Raw genomic sequence first — 20,486 nt, 5'->3', positions numbered from 1 at the left:
GACAAACATCCCTTGGGAGGCGCACTAGAAAGGCAGCCACTGAAGGCCGACCCGGTCCGCGGCTCCCAGGACGACGTACGATCTTTGTGCTGATTCTCTTGGTTTCGTGGATTGCGACGTTTTTCCAGGACAATGTGGGTGCAGCCGCTCAGAAGGCTTGCTATGAAGCCATCAGTGCGGCCCTGCACGATTCCGGCTCGATTGCATTCAGCGATGTCACGAGATCGGGAGGCGACCCGGAGTGGACGGTCAATCTGACCGCCGACGTGGAAAATCCACAGGGAGCTGCAACCCACCTCAAATATGTGTGCCGAACGCGCCATGAGCCCGGCAGTACAGAATGGAACGTCGACTCCTTGTCACGGTAAGGCGACGCCGGCACGGTTCCGCCGACGCGCTCATCGGGCAGGTCGCAACAACATCCCTTCCCCAGCAGAAAGTGAAGAAACAACTTGAATACCACACGTAACAAGCAAGTCGTCGTCGGCGCTGACTTTGCGGGATTTCCGCTCAAAGAAGCCGTCAAGCGGCATCTCATCGAGCGCGGCTGGAGTGTTACCGACCTGACACCAGTTCAAAAAGATGCGCCAATGTACCATCGCGTAGGGTTCCTTGTTGGCTCACGCATCTCTGAGCGTGAATTCGAGAAAGGATTGCTGTTCTGCGGTTCCGGCATGGGGATCCACATCGCCGCCAGCAAGTGTCCCCACGTGCACGCCGCTGTCTGCGAAAGCGTGGTGACGGCTCGACGCGCCGCGACGGCAAACAATGCGAACGTTCTTGCAATGGGAGGCTTTTACACCGCGCCACGCCTCGGAATGGCGATGGCCGATGCTTTTCTCGAAAGCAGCCTTGGTGACGGATACGAAGACTGGGACGGCTTTTTGGATTACCACCGGATCGGCTTCGACGAGTGTGAGAGCTTCGATTACAACTCCTACAAAGCCAACGGATTCGAGGTCATTGATCCGATGCACGCCGACCTCGGTCCAGAGCCACGCGGCCTTGCCTTTTAGAGGACAACTCTCAGCACAATGAGGGCCTTTCAGGCTTGTGGGCCTCGGTGCGGGGATGGCGCGCCATCACGGGCTTCACGAGGCTGATGCCGTCCCCGCCCCGTCTGCTTACGCTCGGCGATGGCAACCAATGCTTCAGCCGTGATCGAAAGTCCCAAAACCTTCGCAATCTGCGCCGAGTTTATGGCATTCCGCCCAGCTTACGCTCATGTCACACAGGATCACTTGCAAAGGAGTCACCTTGGACGTTTTGGCGAAATACGCACTGACTGGCCGGAAGGCAGTAGTTACCGGCGGCAACAGAGGCTCGGGCCTCGGGCGCTCTTGGAAGCAGGCGCTCAGGTCGTTTTTATTTCCCGCGACGGGGCGAGAAATGACCTGGTAGTAAAGGAATTACGTCCTGAGGGCTACCATGTGGCTGCGCTAGTGGCAGACCTCACGAGCAAGACCGAGCTCGTCGAAGCCATCGATAGTGCGGCATCACGGTTGGGTGGCATTGACATTCTTGTGAACAACGCTGGCACGTGTTTCCACGGAGACGCAGAGGACGTCAAGGAGGAAGAGTGGGACGCTGTCTTCGACTTGAACGTCAAGGCTCTCTTCAACGCGAGTGTGCTGGCTGCTGATCATATGAAGGGCAACGGCGGCGGTTCGATTGTGAACATCGGATCCATGTCCGGTCAAATTGTTAACCGACCACAAAACCAGCCGGCGTACAACGCGTCGAAGGCAGCTGTTCATCACCTCACAAAATCCTTGGCGGCCGAGTGGGCGAAGTTTGATATCCGCGTTAATGCGGTTGCTCCGGGATATGTTAAGACAGAATTGGCACCTGTTGATCGGCCGGAATTTCAACGCTTTTGGATTCAGGACGCACCAATGAACCGCTGTGCCGCTCCCGAGGAAATAGCACCATGTGTCGTATTTCTAGCAAGCGAAGCGGCGTCGTTCATCACAGGAAGCATTCTGGTGGCAGATGGCGGATATACAGCCTTTTGACAATGATCGACATTGATTTTCGACCAGCGCTGACAGGGTAGCCGATGTCACCGGACGGGCAGGTACTGCAAGACCGGAGACAGTTTTGATTCCTCGTGGCTCCGCAGGTCATTGGCCGTCGGGTAGGAAGACTGGGCGCCGAGTCTCATGACTGAGAAGGAGCCCGCAGCAACGCCCAACTGGACCGCCTCCGACAGTGATCCGCCGCCGGCCACGCACGCCGCGAGTGCGCCGACGAACGCATCCCCGGCCCCGGTGGAATCGACCACGGAGCCAATCGCTGGAGCCGAAACGTGGCCCTCATTCTTCTGGTCGAGCCAGTAGGCGCCTGCCGCGCCCATTGTGATGACTACCGAGGAGGCGATCTCGCCGAGCTGACGGGCTGCATCGCCGGCGCTTGCTTCATCGAATACGGGCCTGGATATCAGCGCGCTGGCCTCGGACTCATTCACCACAAGGGGATTGGCATGGCGAAGGAGACGTTCATCAATAGGCACGTATGGGGCGAGGTTAAGTACACATCGCAATCCAGCCCGCTGTGAGGCATTCAAGGTTTCCTGGATAGCAGCCACCGGCACCTCTGCCTGGACCACAACGACTGCACCGCGGCGAACGTCGTTCAGGGATTCTCTGACGTGGGCCTCGGACAGGCCAAGATTCGCGCCGGCAACCACCGAGATGGAATTCTCCCCGTTGGGGAAGACCGAGACAAACGCGGCGCCACTTCGTGCGCCCGGCAGGATCTGGACCTGGCGAGTATCTATTCCCTCAGCCTTTAGGCTGCTGAGCATTGATGCGCCCTCGGCGTCGTCTCCGAAGGCTGCGATGAACCTGACGGAACTCCCCAAGCGTGCCGCGGCCACGGCCTGATTGGCACCCTTGCCGCCTGATTGCGTGTGGAAGCGGTGTGCCAAGACTGTCTGCCCGGGTTCTGGCGGCGCATCAAGCTCAATGATGTAGTCCTGATTTGCGGACCCGACGATGACTACTTCAGCGGACATGCTTCTCCTTATGGCATCTTGGATGCCGGTTGTTGATTTTGACCGAAGCGAATCATCGGCCGGGCATGCGACGGCGACGTTCACGGCACGAACGTTCCGCAATTTTGTAGGTTCTTCATCGGAGGAAGGCTGCGGCGACGCCCGCGTCGACCGGGATGTGCAGGCCGGTGGTGTGCGAGAGTTCGTTGCTGGTGAGCACGGCGGCCGCGTTGGCCACGTGCTCGGGCAGGACTTCGCGCTTGAGCAGGGTGCGCTGGGCGTAGTACTTGCCCAGTTCCTGCTCCTCGACGCCGTATACGGCGGCGCGCTTGGCGCCCCAGCCGCCGGCGAAGATCCCGGAGCCGCGGACCACGCCGTCGGGGTTGATGCCGTTGACGCGGATGCCGTGCTCGCCCAGTTCGGCCGCGAGGAGCCGGACTTGGTGGGCTTGGTCGGCTTTGGTGGCGGAGTAGGCGATGTTGTTCGGGCCGGCGAAGATGGAGTTCTTGGAGGAGATGTAGATTATGTCTCCGCCCAGGCCTTGGTCGATGAGGACTTTCGCTGCGGCTTTGGAGACCAGGAAGGAGCCTTTGGCCATGACGTTGTGCTGCAGGTCCCAGTCCTTTTCGGTGGTTTCCAGGAGCGGCTTGGAGATCGAGAGGCCGGCGTTGTTTACCACCAGGTCGAGTCCGCCGAACGCGAGCACGGCTTCCTGGATCGCGGCCTGGACCTGGGTTTCGTCGGTCACGTCGGCCCGGATGCCGATGGCGACGTCGTCACCGCCGAGTTCCGCGGCGACGGTTTGGGCGTTTTCCAGGTTCAGGTCGGCGATCACCACGCACGCGCCCTCGGAGGCGAGGCGGGTCGCGATCGCCTTGCCGATGCCCGACGCCGCGCCCGTCACCAAGGCGATGCGCGTGGCGTGGGACTTCGGCTTGGGCATCCGGGCCAGCTTGGCCTCTTCAAGGGCCCAGTACTCGATGCGGAATTTCTCGGATTCCTCGATCGGGGCGTAGGAGGAGATCGCTTCGGCGCCGCGCATCACGTTGATCGCGTTCAGGTAGAACTCCCCGGCGACGCGGGCGGTTTGCTTGTCCTTGCCGTAGGAGAACATGCCCACTCCCGGGACGAGCACGATCGCGGGGTCCGCGCCGCGCAGGGCGGGCGAATCGGCGTGGGCGTGCCGGTCGTAGTAGGCCTGATAGTCCTCGCGGTATGCGGCGTGGAGTTCCTTGAGCCGGGTGATGGAGTCCTCGATGGGCGCGTCCGCGGGCAGGTCCAGGACCAGGGGCTTGACCTTGGTCCGCAGGAAATGGTCCGGGCAGGAGGTCCCCAAGGCGCCCAGCCGCGGGTGCTTGGCACCTTCGAGGAATTCAAGGACGACGGCGTCATCACTGAAGTGCCCCACCTGCGGTTTGTCCGCCGACGCCAGGCCGCGGATCACCGGGGCGAGGGCGGCTGCTTTGGCTTTGCGTTCCGCTTCAGGGAGTGCGGCGTAGCCGGGCAGTTTCGGCCCGAACGGCTCGGCCCGGCCGTTCTCGGCGATGAACTTCTCGGCCTGGTCGATGATCCACAGCGAGTTCGCCTCGGCTTCCTCGCTCGTAGCCCCCCAGGCGGTGATGCCGTGGCCGCCCAGGATGGTGCCGATGGCCTGCGGGTTGGCGTCCTTGATCGCGGCGATGTCCAGGCCCAACTCGAAACCGGGACGGCGCCAGGGCACCCAGAGGACCTTCTCGCCGAAGATCTTGGACGTCAGCGCCTCGCCATCCACCGCCGTCGCGATCGCGATCCCCGAGTCCGGGTGCAAGTGATCAACATGCGCGGCATCGACCAGGCCGTGCATCGCGGTGTCGATCGACGGGGCGGCGCCGCCCTTGCCGTGCAGGCAGTAATCGAACGCGGCCACCATCTCGTCCTCGCGCTCAACGCCCGGGTAAACACTCTTCAACGCCCGGAACCGGTCCAGCCGCAGCACCGCAAGGTTGGCTGCCGTGAGCGTGCCCAGGTCCCCGCCGGAACCCTTCACCCACAACAACTCCACATCCTCGCCCGTCACCGGGTCCGTCCCGGTGCCCTTGGCCGAAGTGTTCCCGCCCGCGAAGTTGGTGTTCCGCTTATCCGCGCCCAAGCGGTTGGAACGGGCAATCAGGTCTTCAACAGCGTGGTTTTCCATGTGACTCATGCTTCCAATCGGGCTAGGTGCTGAGGTGCTCAGCGGCTGTTTGGTCAGCGTTACTCGGTTGGCAGGACAACTCGCTGTCCCGCTCATCGAACGGAGGGCGTTTGCCGCTGGAGGGGCAGATTTCCCCGCCAGCGGCACCCCCAACGTCGACGTGGTGCTCGACTTAGAAGTCGTATTTGCCGATGTTGCTCTTGTCGAAGACGATCGGGTCACCTACGTCAAGGACTCCGTCTTTCCCGACGGTGTATTTCCCCAGCCGCCCGGCCGTGAAGGTTTCGCCTTCCTTGCCGCTGATCGTTCCCTTGGTGAGCGCGTCGATCGCGTAGGTCGCCAGGTAGCCCATGTCCTTCGGGCTGTACAGTGCAAAGGCTGAGACGGTGCCGTTGTTGATGTAGTCCCGAGTCGCGTTCGGCGTGCCGAGGCCGGTCAAAGCGACCTTGCCCTTGAATGACGAGTCGGAGATGTAGCGCGCCGCGGCCGCCAGGCCCACATTCGTGCAGGCGATGATGCCCTTGAGCTGAGGGTGTGACTGCAGCAAGGCGGCGGTCTTGTTGAACGACTCCTGGTCGTCGTCGTTGCCATAGACGGTATCCACAAGCTTCAGGTTCGGATGGTTCTTGGCCAGCTCGGCCTTCATTCCCGAAATCCAAGCGTTCTGGTTCTTAGCGTTTGCCGATGCACCGAGGATCGCGACCTCTCCGCTCTCGCCGATCTGCTTTACGAGCAGGTCCACCTGAATCTTCGCAATGCTCGCATCAGTCGCCGGGGCTATGAACAAGTCCCTGAACTTAGGCTCAACGTCGGAGTCGAAGGTCACTACTTTTGTGCCGGCCTTGCGTGCCGCAGTCAGGGCCGAGCCCGGAGCAGTCGGGTCGCTTGCCGAGAGTACGATTCCGGTAGTCCCCTGTTGGCTGAGTGTGTTGATGAAGCTGACCTGGGCATCTGCAGCCGAAACAGCGGGGCCGACCTCAGCAAACGTCCCCTTGAGCTCCTTCGACGCTTCCTCGCTGCCTTTGGCGGCATCCTGGAAGTAGGGATTGCCCAGCGCCTTGGGCAGGAAGCCAATGCTCAGGTCCTTGGCCGCGCCCTCCTGGGAGGAGCCGGGCGATCCAGAGGTCTCGCCTGCGCCGCAGGCGGAGGTGACAAGGGCCACGCTGGCGGCGACCGCTGCCAGTGCTGCCAGTCGAGAGGGACGTGACCCCCGGGATGTGAATAGCGACATTTCTTTGGTTCCTTTCAATGACGAACAAAAATGAGATGGCCTGGATCGGAGATTCGCCTACCCACGATTGGCTGGGGCTTTCGATGCCCTTTCTTTGGCGGCCCGGGGAATTTTCCCCTTGAGCCAGGCAAAGAAACTTGGTGACACAATCGACGCGACCAGCAGCGCGCCGACCACAATGTTGATGACGTCGGAGGTTACGTTGACAAAACGCAGGGCACTTTGAAGCGTGCCGATCAACAGGACTCCGGCGAGCACTCCGTGAAGGGCGCCCTTCCCGCCGAAGATGGAGACGCCGCCTAGAAGGACCGCGGCGATGACGGTCAGTTCCAGTCCTTGCGCGTTGTCACCGCGCGCGCTCCCGTAACGGAACGTGAAGTAGATGCCTGCAAGGGCCGAGACGAGTCCCGACAGGACAAAGAGGATGAACTTTGTCCGCTGGACTTTTACACCGGAGAAGGCGGCGACTTCCTGGTTGCGTCCGATGGCGAATATCCCGCGTCCGAAGGGCGTGAAATGAAGCAGGAGGACGAAGGCCAGGGCCAGAATGACGACTAGAACGATGACGTAGGGGATGCCGCTTTTGCCGAATATGGACGTCGTTAGTGTCGTCCAGTACTCGGGAAAGTTCACCACGGATTTCGTTCCAAGGATGCCGACGGCGATTCCACGAAATAGCGCTAGCGTCCCGATTGTCACGGCCAGGGAGGGTAGCCCGACGACGGTGACGAGAAGACCGTTGATGGCACCGCAGAGAATACCGAGCACCAGAGCTGCCAGCGCTGCGAGTTCAACGGGCCAACCGGCGTCGAACAAGGCTCCGAGCGTGACGTTACTCAGTCCGACTATGCTTGCCACCGAAAGATCGATTTCCGCTGAGATCAGAATCAGGGTCATCGGCAAGGCGATGAGGAGGATCGGCGTGGCATCCAGCAGCAAGTATCCCAAGGTGAGGGGACTGGAGAACTTGCGGATCGACGTCGATGCGCCGACAGCCACGATGATCAAGGCGATGACCACCGCGAATTCGCGGGTGAGGAGGAACCGCTTCCACGCCGGGGAACTGTAGTAGGGATAGGCTCGGCTCCGGGACGGGGCGGAGTGTAAGGATGTGGATGAGTCAGTCATTTGCGTTGTCCCTGATCTCGATGAGTTTGTGGAATCGGCGAAGGGCGAGAACCCGATCCAGCGCGATGGCGCCGAGGATGAGGGCACCGACGACCGCCTGCTGCCAAAAATCCTGCACTCCCAGGAGCGGCAGGGCCCGATTGATGGTCAGCAGGAGCACGGCACCGATCGCGGCTCCGAGCACGCTTCCGCTTCCGCCGAAAATAGCGATTCCGCCGACGACGGCGGCCGCGACAGAGATAAGTTCAAAGCCGGTTCCAGCCTGCGAATCGACAGTCCCATAACGGGCGGCGAACAGGACGCCGGCGAGTCCGGTCAGGGCCCCACATGCCACGAACGCGAGTATTACCCGCTTAGCGATGCGCAGGCCATACAGCGTTGCTGCTGAGGGATCGGAGCCGATGGCGTAAAGCTCGCGGCCCCCGCGTGTAGTCCTCATGTACCATCCGACGGCGACGAGCACGAGCGCGGCGATGATGGCCAGTGTGGGAATGTTCAGGAACGAGCTGACGCCGAAGCCGAGGAAGTCGCGTGGCATGTCCGACGCGTTGATCGGCTTGCGGCCGACCCACCACACGTCCACACCCCGGTAAATGTAAAGCGTACCCAGCGTGACCACGAGGGCGGGAACTTTTGCGCAGGCGATCAGTGCTCCGTTAATCAGTCCGAGCAGAGCACCGAGGGCGATTCCGGCAATAATGACGACCGGAATCGGCAACCCCGGGAAATCAACGAAGAGGCGTCCGGTCAGGTAGGCGGTGAGCCCGACGACGGATCCGACTGAAAGGTCAATGTTGCGGGTAATGATGACCATCGCCTGTCCGATGGCCAGGAGCACAAAGATTGCCGGAGTGAGGAGGAGGTCCCGGAAGCCGTCGGTGCTGACGAGAAACGCGGGGCTTCGGACCGTTGTCACCACGAGGACCATGAGGAGGGCGAGAACTATGCCCGTTTCGCGGGACTTCACGAGCGTTTCGATAGCCCGCGCTGCGGGGTTCTTGCGTGCGGGGGAGATGAGGGTTGTCACTGTGTCGGCTCCATCACGTTCGTGGCGGCCACGACCTGTTGTACGTCGTGCGTTGCTGCGAACATCACCGCTTCCGCCGTCGCCTCTGCGCGGGGGATCTGTGACGTGATTCTTCCTTCACGCATAACGAGAACACGATCGGCCATGCCGAGTACCTCCGGTAGTTCTGAGGAAATCATGAGGATTGCGAGCCCCTGGCCCGCAAGTTGCGAGAGCAGGCGGTGGACCTCCGCTTTGGTTCCCACGTCGATGCCGCGGGTCGGCTCGTCGACGATCAGTACCCGTGGCTGAGCCGCGAGCCACTTGGCCAGGACAATCTTTTGCTGATTGCCGCCCGAGAGCGTTCCTGCTGCCGTCGCCAGGGAATGGGACTTGACCTGCAGGCGCCGGGCCCACACGTCAGCGGCCAGGTTCTCCGCCTTGGCGGAGAGGAGACCGAAACGAACGAGTCCTCGGCAGATGGACAGCGTCAGATTTCGTGCCACACCGAAATCCAGGATGAGGCCCTGCTGACGCCGGTCCTCAGGCACAAGCGCGACGCCGAGCTTCATTGCCGCGGCAGTGTTTTTTCGCGGAACCGTTTCGCCATAGACCGACACATGGCCCGAATCGTAGCTGTCGACACCGAAGATGGCTCGGGCGACCTCACTACGCCCGGCCCCAACGAGGCCGGCGAGGCCAACAATCTCTCCGGCCCGGACGGTGAAGTTGATGTCGTGGAACGTTCCCGTGGAGTTCAGGTTCCGGACCTCCAGGGAGACCTCGCCGATTGTGGCTTCCTCCTTTGGAAAGAGTGAGTCCACATCCCGGCCGACCATCTTGCGCACGAGCGAAGGGACGTCCGTCGCATCGATCGGATCGGTGGAGATATACTCGCCATCACGCATGACGGTCACCGTGTCGCAGAGTGCATACACTTCCTCGAAGCGGTGCGAGATGAACAGCAACGCACGCCCCTCGTCGCGGAGTGCCCTGGCGACGGCAAACAGCCGGTCCACCTCGGCGAGGCTAAGGGCCGCCGTCGGCTCGTCCATGACCAGGACCTTCGCATCCAGCGATATCGCCTTGGCAACTTCGATGATTTGTTGATCTGCGATGGACAGTCCCTGGGCGGCCCTGTCAGGATCAATATGCACATTTAGGCGGTTGAATATCTCCTGCGCGTGCTTTCTCATCGCGGCCCGGTCGATCCGTCCCCAGGACTTCATGGGCTGGCGGCCCATGAAGATGTTCTCGGTGACGGAAAGGTCCGGAAAGAGTGTCGGCTCCTGGTAGATGACCGCGATGCCGGCATTCTTGGATTCGGCAGTGGACGGAAAATCCACTTCGGTACCGTCGAGAGTAAAGGAACCGGTATCCCGGTGGTACAGACCTGCAATGATCTTGACGATTGTTGACTTGCCGGCTCCGTTCTCACCCATCAAGGCATGAATGGAGCCGGCCTTGAGCGTCAACTCGCCGTTTCGGAGCGCCTGCACCGCCCCGAACGACTTCGAGACTTTGGACAGCTCAAGCACAACGTCGCCGGTGGCGCCGATCTTGGCCGAGTGGCTGGACAATTGGATCAATCCCTTCCCGTCGGGGTGGTGGTCATCAATGGGTTCAGAATGAACCGGGGCGGCACTGGGTTCACTGGTGTGGACCGCCGGGACTGAGAAGCTCCTTGCGGCGGAGGTGTTCGTCCGGACGCGAGTCAATGCGCTCGGCGTCTGGTTCGGACAGGTGTGTGGTGTTGCCGATGGAAAGGGCGCCACCGATGATACGGGCGCATTTCACAGCCATTTCTGTGATCTGCAGAGCCTCCGTGGCAGACTGCCCCAAGGCAAACATTCCATGATTGACAAGGTAAAGAGCCTTCGGGGGACCGCCGAACGCGGCGATATGGTGCTGAAGCTCGCGGCGTGCGATGCGGGCCAGTTGGAGCCCCGGGTCCGTGTAGGGAATGAGCAGCTGGTGCTTGCCCAGGACCACCACCTGATCGGGAAAGAGGGTTCCTGAGACGAGCTCCGTGGCTTGGTCGGAACACAGCAACGCATTGACGCTGACGGGATGGGTGTGAGCGACAACCGGCGTCCCACCGTATTCTTGGCAGACAGCGTGGAGCAATGCCTCAACGGATGGCCTCTTGTCTTCGGAGTCGACGAGGCTTTCCATCAGCACGCGGGCAACCGTTTCATCGTCGGCCGTGTCATCGTCCAGGAGGGCCAGAAGCGGGGCCAGCCGGACCTCAACTAAGTCTTTTCGGGCGGCCGTCGCCATGTTGGACCCTGACGCCTTGACAAACATTGTCTCCGGCGTGGCCCGCCCGGAGACGTTTCCTTCGGCAAGGATCACTAGGTCCCGCCCGGGTTCCCCGAGGGTTCGGCAGAGCCTGACAATGTCGTCGGCTATTTTATGGCTCACGACTGTTCCTTTCGCGCGGCTTGGATGTAGTGCAGCTTTTGCCCGGCTGTCTGCCAGGCAAGCAATGAGGACTTGTTGGAGGCCGGGTTGTACCGCAGCGGTTCGGTGCTGGCCCGAACGATCTTGCGGGCGTGGGCCACGTTTTCGACGGCACCCGTCGAGATGGCTTGGACCAGGAGATTGCCCATGGACGTGGCTTCGGCGGGACCGGCAAGAACGGGGCGCTGGCACGCATCGGCGGTCAGTTGGCACAACAGCGAGTTTCTGGCACCTCCGCCGATCATGTGGATCACCTCGACGGGTTCCCCGCTGATCTTGCGGGCAGTGGTGATCGCCGCCCGGTATGCCAGCGCCAGACTGTCCACGATGCATCTGGTCATTTCGGCATGACTTTCGGGAACCGTCTGACCGCTTTGTCGGCAATAGCCCGCAATTCGTGCGGGAAGGTCGCCAGGCTCCAGGAAGGCAGGGTCGCTGACGTCGATGACAAATTGACGGGCCGGCACACCCTGGGCTGCCTGCAGGAGATCCGGAATTGTGAAGCGGCTACGATCGTTTCCGTTCCATTGCCGGACACATTCCTCGAGCAGCCATAGACCTGCCAGATTCCTCATGAAAAGTGTCGTGCCGTAGGCGCCTTGCTCATTCGTGAAATCTGCTGATCGTGCATCCTCGGTAAGTACCGGCCGGTCCAGTTCGAGTCCCACGAGCGACCACGAGCCGCACGAGATGAACGCATGGGGTTCTTCGGCGGGTAACGCCAGCACGGCCGACGCGGTGTCATGTTCGGCGACGCGGTACACCGTCAGCGGCTCGTCCGCTGAGATGGCGTCGCGGACGGCGGGAAGAATTTCCCCGGCGAGGGTCCCGGTATCGCACAACTGCGGCAAGGCAGAGAGTGGAATACCGGCCCGTGAGGCCAGTTGCGGAGACCAGTCACCGGTAGTTACGTCCACGAGTTCGGTGGTCGACGCTATTGAACGCTCCGCCCCGAAAGTGCCCGTGAGGCCGTGCACCCACAGATCCGGGATCAGTAGGGCTTTCTCCCCGCCCGTCAGTTCACCTCGCTCGGCGGCATCCGACAACTGGTAAAGGGTATTGATGGGGAGGGGATTGATGCCTGTGATGCTGTAACCGACCCGCGCCGGAATCCGCCGACGGAGCCGTTCAACGGTCTCGGACGAAGCTGACCTGTAGTGGCGCGCACGCGGGAGGGCCTGTGCGCCAGGGCGGACGATGCCGTAGTCGACACCCCAACTGTCGATGCCTGCGCCACTGGCCGAATGGCCCCGTTCGCGCAGTGACGTAATCGCGGTGCGAAGACCAACGAGCGTCTGTTGAAACAACCGGGTAGTGTCCCACTCCAAAACGCCCGCGATCAGGAGCGGGTCGTTGCTAAATCGTGTTACTTCTTTCAGCTCGATCTGTGTATCTTCGATGATTCCGTAACAGACCCGCCCACTCGTTGCTCCAAGGTCAACCGCTATAAACGCAGGCATGGATCCTCACTCTCGACACTGAAAGACGGCGATGCACCGAGTGGTACATGTTGTGAAATTTATCAACGAATTTCACCCAACGCAAGGCATCTAAACATGAACTAACAAATGTCGGCTAGGATTACGCTCATAACAAGCGAGGGGAAGACATGACGCTAAGCGGCTCTGCAGCCACTGAAGAACGGCGAGAAATGCTCAGGGTGATTCTTCGCGAGGAAGGCACGGTTGATTTGGCCGCAGCCTCTGAAAAACTCGAAGTGCACCCCATGACCGTTCGCCGCGATCTCGATTTCCTGGAACAGGAAGGGATCGCTCGGCGTGTCCGGGGCGGTGCGGTCTACGTCGGCACCGAGGATTTTCATCAACGCCAAGGTCGGCATTTTGCCGCAAAACGACGTATCGCCGAGAAGTTAGTGCCCCTGATCAAGTCAAACCAGGCCATCGGTCTCGATGCATCAACGACGGTCTTTCAGCTCGCAAGCGCGCTAAAGGACGTCGAGCAACTCTCGGTTATCACGAACGGACTGGCCACCTTCACGGCCCTTCAACATCGGCCAGGGATACGCGCGTACCTCACCGGAGGGGAATCCGAGGAGCAAAACGCCAGCCTCGTCGGGCCGTTGGCTGTGGCTTCGTTGTCCAGTTTCCTGCTGAATACATGTTTTCTCTCGACGACTTGCATCGACCCGGTCATCGGCACCAGCGAACCCACTATGGCTCAGGTTGAGGTGAAGAAGGCGATGGCGGACGCGTCCCAGTTTGTCGTCATTGCCACGGACTCATCGAAGCTCGGTACGCGGTCCGTCGCTCGTGCCCTTCCAATGACCAGGATCGATCTGCTCGTCACGGAACTCGACCCCAAAGACCCGAAACTGGACCCTTTCCGAGACGTCGCTGACATCCTCTGAAGCAGGCACAAGGCTCCTCCCAAATGGCAAGGGAATGGGCGGTCCCCACCAGATGCTCGGTCCGACATCGGTCGACAAGCCCAAGAGGAGGCAGTTTCCGAGACTCAGTGAGGGACTGCGGTAGGGAAGGTCACACCTTGATCCCTGCAAGGCAGTGGATCCGTGGTCGGAACGACATCATCACGGCAACTTATGGCCAGTTCAGATTCCTCCACCAGATCAAGCAGGTCGTCCCAGACGCCAGAGGGGATCCTCCACTGGGCAAGGTCCGTGACAAAATCGGCTTTCGACGGGGTGCTGGCGCCAACGATCGTTGAGGCAACCCGTGGATCAAGCGTCGAGAACTGCAGGGCAGCTGCCGCCAGGGGGATGCCATACGCCGCACAGATCAAGCGCATCTTATCGCTGCGTTCTAGACGTGCCGGACCCCTCTCCCGGTTCATGCCCTGGGTAGACCTTTCCTCCCCATCCAGAAGTAATCTGCCGGTGAATGGCGCGGCATTTACGAAGGCCACCTCCCGGGAGACGGCATTCTGGATCAGCGGCTCGGCCGCACGATCCAGCAGGTTATACGGAACGTGGCTGATCACCGCGTCGAACGCGTCAGTTTGCAGGTACTTCAGTTGAAGATCTATCGGACCGCCCGCAATACCGAGATGATTGATCAGGCCCTGATCCCGCAACCCAACGAGCGTTGCAAGAGCGCCGCTACGCGCCGTTGCTGATTCAAAGCTGAACTCTTCGGGTTTACGCAGCAAGACGAGCGGGAGAAGGTCGAGGCCAAGGCGCTGAAGGCTCTCTTCCACGGCGCGGACAATGCCGTCCCCCGAGAAGTCGAGCGCTAAGGCGGGTCCCACGCTACGCGTCAGGACGAATCCATCTGGCAAGCCGCCTGCTTCAGAAATGGCCCGCCCAATACACCGTTCTCCTTCGGCTCCCTGCCAGTATTCACCATTCGCATCGATGAAGTTGAAAGGTCCTTCCAGCACTCTCCGGATGGTCTCCAAAGCGGTTTCGAAACCGGGCCCGTAATGCAGCTGGCTAGTGCACGCATCCATCGTGCTAAGGTTGATGCCCACTGATGACGCCGACAGGCCCGCACGGCCAAGCATTCGTTTTCTCATCTTTACCCTCGTGCAACCCTTCGTTTGGTTTTGTGACCTTCCTTAGCCTCGGTAGCTGTAGCCGAGAATTTCTGCCACTTTTACAACCCACCCCTCGTTGGCTGTAAGGGCCGCCCGGCACCGGCCACCTGCCAGTGCCGACACAGGCGTTGTGGCTGCCCGGTCTTCTCTAGGCACCCTGATAGGCGCCTTTATCGTCTCGCGGCTTGTACTCGCTCGTGAGTGAGCGCGTCGCCGCCGGGAAGGCTGACGAAGGCTTCCTCTTCTATGCCGAGATCCGCGTACACCTTGTGCAGTGCGGCGACCACGGCGCCGACGGCACCCGAGAAGTCACCCAACTCGGCAGGAGCGAGCCGGGGAGACACGCGGAGATTCTGCTCTAGAGCCGCCTGGTAGCGGTCGAGTGTCGACGCGAGGGAGTTCGCGATGCCGCCGCCGAGGACGATCGTCTGCGGATCGCATGAAACCGTTGTGGCCGTGAGAACGATCAAAAGAGCTTGATCGAAGTGGGCGCGCAATGCCTTCAGTGCGGGGCCCGCATCGCTAGCGAAGAGCTGGCTAGGGGCGGCGAGATCGATGCCCGCTTCGGCGGCACGGCGGATGATCCCGGCACCGGTGACCATGTGCTCAAGGCGAGTCCCAAGGGGTCCGACGGGCAGCTGCCCGAATTCACCGATTAGTCCGTGGTCGCCCTGAAGGATTCGGCCATCGATCGCCAGGCCGGCGCCGAGACCGGAACCGATCGTGACCATTGCAGCGTTGGACGCGGAACGTGCCGCGCCGAAATGCTGTTCACCGAGGAGCGCATAGTTGGCGTCGTTGTCGAAGCCGACCGGCCTGCCCATCGCATTCTCGACGTCGTCCAGGAACGTTGGCGCCTCGATCTGGGCCAAGTTGGGTGCGTTGGAAATGGTGCGCTTCTGCTGACTCACAGCCCCCGGCAGGCCAACGCAGAGGTGTTCGACCCGATCCCAGACGTCTCCGGCCGATGTGCGCGCCGTGGAGGCCAACCAGTGTGCAAGCTCGCGCGCGGTCGTCGCAGTGGGCGTCGCGATCTCGAGGGCAAGGAGCGGACGAGCAAGCAGGTCGGCGACGACGAGACGCACGTTGGACGCTCCGAGGTCCACGCCGACGACGAAACTGCGATTGGACACCACGTCGAGCTCGACGGCCCGACGTCCGCGGGATTCGGAGATGATCTCGGCAGTCTCGGTGACGATTCCTTCAGCGATCAGCTGGTCGACAGCACGGGTGACTGTCGCCGCGGAGATGCCTGATGCTTCGGCAATCCATTTGCGGCTGGCAGGTCGCGACATCATTAGGGCCGTCAAGACCGCCTTGCGGTTCAGTTCTCTAGTGTCTTGGACCATCGGGCCTCCTTTTGCAATCAGTGTGAATTCAAAGTTAGCCTAAATCGCCCTGGCGATCCAGCCATCTCGGGGGTCGGTTTACTGGCCGGTTCTTTTGTGATGACACTTGCCGGGCGGGATTCTCCAGCAGAGGCGGCTGCGCGATTGGCCTCGTCCCGCGTGACTGAGTATGACCCGTAGCCCTGATTTCACGGGGCCAAACCGTCGGGCGACGACGCCGCTCAGACTTCCCAGTGAGAGTCGTGAACGGGGCGAAAGCGCAGGGCGGAAGGTGCCCCGCGTCTTCGTCTGTGATCCCTCCGAGACCTATTCGTTATAATCGGGGGGTTGACTTTAGTTGCGCACTGAAATCAAAATGGATTACGCACAGTCGAAGATGACAGGGCCACGGACCAACCGCTACCTGTCACCGGAACTGGCATCCCACCCGGTCACGGAAGGTAGACCCCATGAGCACAGCACCCACGGTCCGACGGTTCGGCCTTCGTGCCGCCGTCGGCGCACTTGCGATCACGCTCGCCCTCGCTGGCTGCTCCAGCGGAGGCGGCGGCACGGCCGCTTCGTCCGGGCCCGCAGCCAAGCCCAGCCTGGAGTTCGCAGGTCCGAACGGCGAGAAGCCCGGTGCCCTCTCGGAGCTTTCGCTGACGAGTAGCGAGCAGGCGAAGGTGAAGGACGGCAAGTACACCGCCGCCTTCGTCTGGCACACGTCCTCGGACTTCGTGACCGCCGTCGAGAAGGGCGCGCGTGAGGAGTTCAAGAACCTCGGGATCGACGTCGTCGCGAGCACGCAGGCCAACTTCAACGCCGCTACCCAGGCCAACAACGTTCAGACAGTCCTCGCGCTGCACCCGAACATCATCGTTACCATCGCGGTCGACCCCACTTCCGCCGCCGAGGCGTTCAAGCCCGCCGTCGACGCTGGAACGAAGCTCGTCATCATGACCACGCCCCCCGCCGGATACCAGGCCGGCAAGGACTTTGTGTCCATCGTGACGGAGAACCTGGCCCAGGCAGGGCAAGCCAACGCCGAGATCCTGGGCGACGCCCTCGGCAAGACCGGTGAGGTGGGCTATATCTCGTACAACGCCAACTTCTGGTTCACGAACCAGAGGGACAAGTCATTCAAGGATTGGCTGGCCTACGAATACCCCGACATGAAGATCGTTGACTCCGAAGGCTTCGCCGATGAGACGGCCACCCAGACGATCGCGGCCGCTATGATCGCGAAGAACCCGAACATCAAGGGCATCTACGTGTCATGGGCGACGGCTGCGCAGGGCGTCGTGGCCGCGATCAAGGCGGCCGGGCGGAGCGACATCCAGGTGGTCACGAACGACCTGGACACCACCCTCGCGGCCTCGATGGCCTCTGGAACGAACGTGGCCGGAATGGTCGGAAACGGATCCCTCGGAATCGGCAAGGGTCTCGCCTTGGCCGGAGCATACGGCGTCCTCGGCAAGACCGCGCCGGCGCTGGTCGCCTCGGACCCGACCAAGGTCACTAAGGCAGACCTCGACAAGGGATGGCTTTCCGACTACGGCACCCAGCCGCCGTCTAGCATCACCGGCGGTTGACCTCGAACCGAGCGGGGCGGACGGTCTCCCCCCACCGCCCGCCCCGCTCGCCACGCACCCCAAGCACCAAGCACCACGAAGGAGACATCGATGTCAGGGCAAGTCACAACCGTTCTCGGTACGGTTCCGACCGATGACCTCGGCAGGGTCATGCCACACGAACACCTCCTCTCGCTGACCCCGGGACCATGGCTCACCGGCGGGCTGCGGGACGACGCCGTCGATCGGGCGGTGGAGGCCCTCGGGTCGCTCCGAGAGCTCGGATTCGGGACCGTCGTCGACCTCAGCCCTTACGGTGTCGTCGGTCGTGACGACAATGGCGACAACGCTGCACTGCTCGCCGAGATCTCGCGCAAGACGGGCCTGCACATCATCTCCGGAACCGCGTTCTACCTTGAGTCCTACTCTCCCGAGTGGGCACACGACGCCGACGCCGGCGTCCTCGCCGAGCGCCTGATCCGGGATGTCGTCCACGGCATTGGCGATTCGGGCATCCATGCAGGCATCTTCGGCGAACAGGCGACAAGCCTGGGTGAGATCACCGCGTACGAGGAGAAGTGCCTCCGCGCCGTCGCCCGCGCTCAACGCGAGACCGGACTCGCGATCATGACCCACACCACCCACGGCACGATGGCGTTCGAGCAGCTCGAGATACTCAGGTCCGAAGGCGTTGACCTGGACCGAGTGGTCATCGGCCACTTGGACACCCAGCTGAGCCCCGAATTCGTACGCCGCGTCCTGGATGCCGGGCCCCGCATCGCCATCGACACGATCGGCAAGGAGAGCTGGGATTTCTTCCTTAGTCCGGCCCCCGCCCCTCGCCCGGACGGCGAGTTCGACAAGCACGCCTTCCACCGGTCCGACGCCGGACGCGCCGACCTTGTCGCGTGGCTGGTCTCACTCGGATACACCGACCGCATCCTGCTCTCCCAAGACCTCACCGGAGCCGAAGTCTGGATGAACCCGAAAACCCACGGGATCCACGGCTACTCCTACCTCGGCGCTGTCTTCGTTCCCGAGCTCCGCGCACGCGGGGTCTCGGACGCGGACTGCGAAAGGCTCCTCACTGCCAACCCCGCAAGCGTGCTGGAGGTGCTGTGAACGTTCTTCAGCATTCCTCCGTCCCGGTTTCGCGGTTCGTCGTCGGTGTCGATCTTGGCGGAACCAAGGTGCGTGCCGGCATCGCCGGCCTCGACGGTCGGGTGCTGTTCCAGATGACCGAACCCACCGCTCCGGATGCTGGGCCCGATCTCGTTCCACAGTTGTCCGCACTGGTGGCTGCCCTGGCCTCGGCTGTCGGGTCCGATGTATCGGCAGTCGTCGCTACGGCGGTCGGAGGAGCGGGTGTTCCCGACGGCGACTCGGGCCGATTCGAGCGCGCGCCGAATCTCGGCGAGCTCGACGGTTTCAGCCTGGCAGCCGACCTCGAGGAGGCGCTGGGGCATCCGGTGGTGCTGGAGAACGATGTCAACATCGCGGCTCTCGGCGAACTGTACGACGGCGTCGGCCTCGCGTACGACAGCTTCGCGTTCGTATCGGTCGGCACCGGCATCGGCGTCGGTCTCATCCTCGACCGTCGGCTGTGGGCCGGAGCGAGCGGCGGCGCCGGAGAGATCGGATACTTGCCGTTCGGTGCCGACCCGCTCAACCCCGCCAGCCACCGTCGCGGTCCGCTCGAAGAGGTGGTCGCGGGCGACGCCATCGGCCGTCGGTACGCGGCGTCCTCCGACGCAGCCGCCCCCGAAGCCACTCCCGATGCCGTCGAGGTCTTCGACCGGGCCGGCCGCGGGGACCCCTGCGCGGCCGCCTCGCTCGACGAGGAGGCGAAGTGGATCGCCTATGCCCTCGTCGCGGTCGACGCTGTCGTGAACCCGGGACTCTTCGTCCTCGGCGGGGGAATCGGCACCCGCATCGAACTCCTCGCGCCCATCCGCGCGTGGATGACGCGCCTCGGCCGAGCCGACCTCGAGGTCGTCATCAGCCGGCTCGGCCCCCGCGCCCCCATCGCCGGCGCCGTGCGCCTGGCCATCGACAAGGCCCTCCAGCCACAAGAAAGAGAAGCATCATGACCATCACGACCCACGTCAAGACAGGGACGGCCATCGACGTCCTCCGGCACATCGATTGGAGGCAGTATGTCGTCTACATCGGCTTCGTAGTCGTCTTCGCCTACTTCGCCATCACCCAGGCCGGCAACTTCCTCAACACCACGACCCTGGTCAACATCATCACCCAGGCCGCCCCCATCACCGTGATGGCGGTCGGCGCGGTGTTCGTCTTGAGCGTTGGTGAAATCGACCTCTCCATCGGTTCCACCGTCGCACTCGCGTCCCTCGGGTCGGCCGTGACGCTGCAGGCGACCCACCAATGGTGGTTGGCCGCGTTGGCCGGACTCGCCATCGGCGCTGGGGTCGGCGCGGTCAACGGGATCTTTATCACTCTGGTGCGTCTGCCATCCTTCCTGGTCACCCTGGCCACAATGGGCCTGGTGGCCGGACTCGCCCAGCAGGCGACCAACCTGCAATCGGTTCCGGTCACGAACAGCGCCTTCGGTTGGCTGTTCGGCGGCGGGACGCTTCTCGGGATCCCCATTCTGATCTGGTGGACAGTCGCGATCGTCGCCATCGGCTGGCACGTGCTCCGTCAGCGCTCGTTCGGCGCGCACGTGCTCGCAGTGGGCAACAAATCGTCGGCAGCGGCGGTGAGCGGCATCCGAGTGAACCGCGTGAAAATGATCGTCTTCATCGTGAGCGGCATGGCGGCGGCCCTGGCCGGCCTCCTCTACGCGGGTCGTCTTGCCGGCGCGACGTACACGCTCGGCAGCTCCGACCTGATGAGCGTGCTCGCCGCGGTCATCGTCGGGGGCACCTCCCTCACCGGAGGCAAGGGCTCCATCATCGGAGCCCTTGTCGGCAGCCTGTTCATGAGCATGATCAACTACGGTCTGCTCCTGGGCGGCCTCAACGTGGCACAGCAGCTAATCGTGCGCGGCATCATCATCCTCGCCGCCGTCTCCCTCTCGCTCCGCGCCAAGAAGAACAGTTAGGCCCACCG

The 20,486-nt window shown here is 62.3% G+C and carries 18 protein-coding genes; 8 read left to right on the top strand and 10 right to left on the bottom strand.

The annotated features are described in order from the left end of the window. Nucleotides 1-86: 86 nt before the first annotated feature. The 3 genes from ABH924_RS04865 to ABH924_RS04855 all read left to right on the top strand — a co-directional run bounded on the left by ABH924_RS04865 (nt 87) and on the right by ABH924_RS04855 (nt 2,015). On the top strand, nt 87-368 hold the full coding sequence (locus ABH924_RS04865) for a hypothetical protein (RefSeq protein WP_404497332.1): 282 nt from the start codon (nt 87-89) through the stop codon (nt 366-368). Nucleotides 369-452: 84 nt separating this feature from the next. After that, entirely contained in the window at nt 453-1,016 is a 564-nt protein-coding gene (locus tag ABH924_RS04860) for an RpiB/LacA/LacB family sugar-phosphate isomerase (protein WP_404497330.1), read from the top strand. 120 nt (nt 1,017-1,136) lie between these two features. Beyond that, the gene (locus tag ABH924_RS04855) at nt 1,137-2,015 is read left to right on the top strand and encodes an SDR family NAD(P)-dependent oxidoreductase (RefSeq protein WP_404497328.1); all 879 of its coding nucleotides are present in this window, start codon (nt 1,137-1,139) and stop codon (nt 2,013-2,015) included. A gap of 47 nt (nt 2,016-2,062) precedes the next feature. Here ABH924_RS04855 and ABH924_RS04850 read toward each other — a convergent pair whose 3' ends face one another. The 8 genes from ABH924_RS04850 to ABH924_RS04815 all read right to left on the bottom strand — a co-directional run bounded on the left by ABH924_RS04850 (nt 2,063) and on the right by ABH924_RS04815 (nt 12,456). Continuing rightward, complete coding sequence (locus ABH924_RS04850; RefSeq protein ID WP_404497326.1) at nt 2,063-3,016, bottom strand: ribokinase; 954 nt, start codon at nt 3,014-3,016, stop codon at nt 2,063-2,065. Nucleotides 3,017-3,131: 115 nt separating this feature from the next. Beyond that, a complete protein-coding gene (locus ABH924_RS04845; RefSeq protein WP_404497397.1) occupies nt 3,132-5,168 on the bottom strand; it encodes a bifunctional aldolase/short-chain dehydrogenase in 2,037 nt (678 codons plus the stop codon). Between the two features lie 172 nt (nt 5,169-5,340). Further along, nucleotides 5,341-6,399: a rhamnose ABC transporter substrate-binding protein gene (rhaS, locus tag ABH924_RS04840; RefSeq protein ID WP_404497325.1), complete on the bottom strand. Its 1,059-nt coding sequence runs from the start codon at nt 6,397-6,399 to the stop codon at nt 5,341-5,343. A gap of 57 nt (nt 6,400-6,456) precedes the next feature. Further along, nucleotides 6,457-7,527, bottom strand: coding sequence for an ABC transporter permease (locus tag ABH924_RS04835; RefSeq protein ID WP_404497323.1), 1,071 nt, complete (start codon nt 7,525-7,527; stop codon nt 6,457-6,459). Next, a complete protein-coding gene (locus tag ABH924_RS04830; protein ID WP_404497321.1) occupies nt 7,520-8,554 on the bottom strand; it encodes an ABC transporter permease in 1,035 nt (344 codons plus the stop codon). Before ABH924_RS04830 ends, ABH924_RS04835 begins: the two co-directional genes overlap by 8 nt. Further along, nucleotides 8,551-10,113, bottom strand: coding sequence for a sugar ABC transporter ATP-binding protein (locus ABH924_RS04825; RefSeq protein WP_404497319.1), 1,563 nt, complete (start codon nt 10,111-10,113; stop codon nt 8,551-8,553). Before ABH924_RS04825 ends, ABH924_RS04830 begins: the two co-directional genes overlap by 4 nt. Nucleotides 10,114-10,183: 70 nt before the next feature. Beyond that, nucleotides 10,184-10,957 carry a class II aldolase/adducin family protein gene (locus ABH924_RS04820; protein ID WP_404497317.1) on the bottom strand — a complete coding sequence of 258 codons (774 nt, stop codon included), beginning with the start codon at nt 10,955-10,957 and terminating at the stop codon, nt 10,184-10,186. Further along, nucleotides 10,954-12,456 (bottom strand): rhamnulokinase family protein, encoded by a 1,503-nt coding sequence (locus tag ABH924_RS04815; protein ID WP_404497316.1) that lies wholly within the window; start codon nt 12,454-12,456, stop codon nt 10,954-10,956. Before ABH924_RS04815 ends, ABH924_RS04820 begins: the two co-directional genes overlap by 4 nt. Before the next feature lie 149 nt (nt 12,457-12,605). Here ABH924_RS04815 and ABH924_RS04810 point away from each other — a divergent pair, with 149 nt between their 5' ends. After that, complete coding sequence (locus ABH924_RS04810) at nt 12,606-13,364, top strand: DeoR/GlpR family DNA-binding transcription regulator (protein WP_404497314.1); 759 nt, start codon at nt 12,606-12,608, stop codon at nt 13,362-13,364. Nucleotides 13,365-13,468: 104 nt separating this feature from the next. Here the strand turns inward: ABH924_RS04810 and ABH924_RS04805 are convergent, their stop codons facing one another. Together ABH924_RS04805 and ABH924_RS04800 are read right to left on the bottom strand one after the other, a co-directional pair. Beyond that, nucleotides 13,469-14,443 carry an aldo/keto reductase gene (locus tag ABH924_RS04805; protein ID WP_404497312.1) on the bottom strand — a complete coding sequence of 325 codons (975 nt, stop codon included), beginning with the start codon at nt 14,441-14,443 and terminating at the stop codon, nt 13,469-13,471. Between the two features lie 236 nt (nt 14,444-14,679). Beyond that, complete coding sequence (locus ABH924_RS04800) at nt 14,680-15,858, bottom strand: ROK family protein (RefSeq protein WP_404497311.1); 1,179 nt, start codon at nt 15,856-15,858, stop codon at nt 14,680-14,682. Between the two features lie 449 nt (nt 15,859-16,307). Between ABH924_RS04800 and ABH924_RS04795 the strand changes: the two genes are divergently transcribed. The 4 genes from ABH924_RS04795 to ABH924_RS04780 all read left to right on the top strand — a co-directional run bounded on the left by ABH924_RS04795 (nt 16,308) and on the right by ABH924_RS04780 (nt 20,478). Beyond that, entirely contained in the window at nt 16,308-17,432 is a 1,125-nt protein-coding gene (locus ABH924_RS04795; RefSeq protein ID WP_404497309.1) for a substrate-binding domain-containing protein, read from the top strand. A 90-nt stretch (nt 17,433-17,522) separates the two neighbouring features. Beyond that, complete coding sequence (locus ABH924_RS04790; RefSeq protein WP_404497308.1) at nt 17,523-18,533, top strand: phosphotriesterase; 1,011 nt, start codon at nt 17,523-17,525, stop codon at nt 18,531-18,533. Further along, a complete protein-coding gene (locus ABH924_RS04785; protein WP_404497306.1) occupies nt 18,530-19,501 on the top strand; it encodes an ROK family protein in 972 nt (323 codons plus the stop codon). Before ABH924_RS04790 ends, ABH924_RS04785 begins: the two co-directional genes overlap by 4 nt. Beyond that, on the top strand, nt 19,498-20,478 hold the full coding sequence (locus tag ABH924_RS04780) for an ABC transporter permease (RefSeq protein ID WP_404497304.1): 981 nt from the start codon (nt 19,498-19,500) through the stop codon (nt 20,476-20,478). The genes ABH924_RS04785 and ABH924_RS04780 overlap by 4 nt, the downstream gene beginning before the upstream one ends. Nucleotides 20,479-20,486 lie beyond the last annotated feature (8 nt).

Source organism: Arthrobacter sp. GAS37 (genome assembly GCF_044908325.1).
Lineage (GTDB): Bacteria > Actinomycetota > Actinomycetes > Actinomycetales > Micrococcaceae > Arthrobacter > Arthrobacter ramosus.
This window is presented reverse-complemented; position numbering and strand designations above follow the sequence as displayed.

Coding starts and splice junctions, on each gene's coding strand:
- ABH924_RS04855 (WP_404497328.1), top strand. CDS start 1,137: ATGGCAACCAATGCTTCAGCCGTGATCGAAAGTCCCAAAACCTTCGCA.
- ABH924_RS04850 (WP_404497326.1), bottom strand. CDS start 3,016: ATGTCCGCTGAAGTAGTCATCGTCGGGTCCGCAAATCAGGACTACATC.
- ABH924_RS04845 (WP_404497397.1), bottom strand. CDS start 5,168: ATGGAAAACCACGCTGTTGAAGACCTGATTGCCCGTTCCAACCGCTTG.
- rhaS (WP_404497325.1), bottom strand. CDS start 6,399: ATGTCGCTATTCACATCCCGGGGGTCACGTCCCTCTCGACTGGCAGCA.
- ABH924_RS04835 (WP_404497323.1), bottom strand. CDS start 7,527: ATGACTGACTCATCCACATCCTTACACTCCGCCCCGTCCCGGAGCCGA.
- ABH924_RS04815 (WP_404497316.1), bottom strand. CDS start 12,456: ATGCCTGCGTTTATAGCGGTTGACCTTGGAGCAACGAGTGGGCGGGTC.
- ABH924_RS04810 (WP_404497314.1), top strand. CDS start 12,606: ATGACGCTAAGCGGCTCTGCAGCCACTGAAGAACGGCGAGAAATGCTC.
- ABH924_RS04800 (WP_404497311.1), bottom strand. CDS start 15,858: ATGGTCCAAGACACTAGAGAACTGAACCGCAAGGCGGTCTTGACGGCC.
- ABH924_RS04795 (WP_404497309.1), top strand. CDS start 16,308: ATGAGCACAGCACCCACGGTCCGACGGTTCGGCCTTCGTGCCGCCGTC.
- ABH924_RS04790 (WP_404497308.1), top strand. CDS start 17,523: ATGTCAGGGCAAGTCACAACCGTTCTCGGTACGGTTCCGACCGATGAC.
- ABH924_RS04780 (WP_404497304.1), top strand. CDS start 19,498: ATGACCATCACGACCCACGTCAAGACAGGGACGGCCATCGACGTCCTC.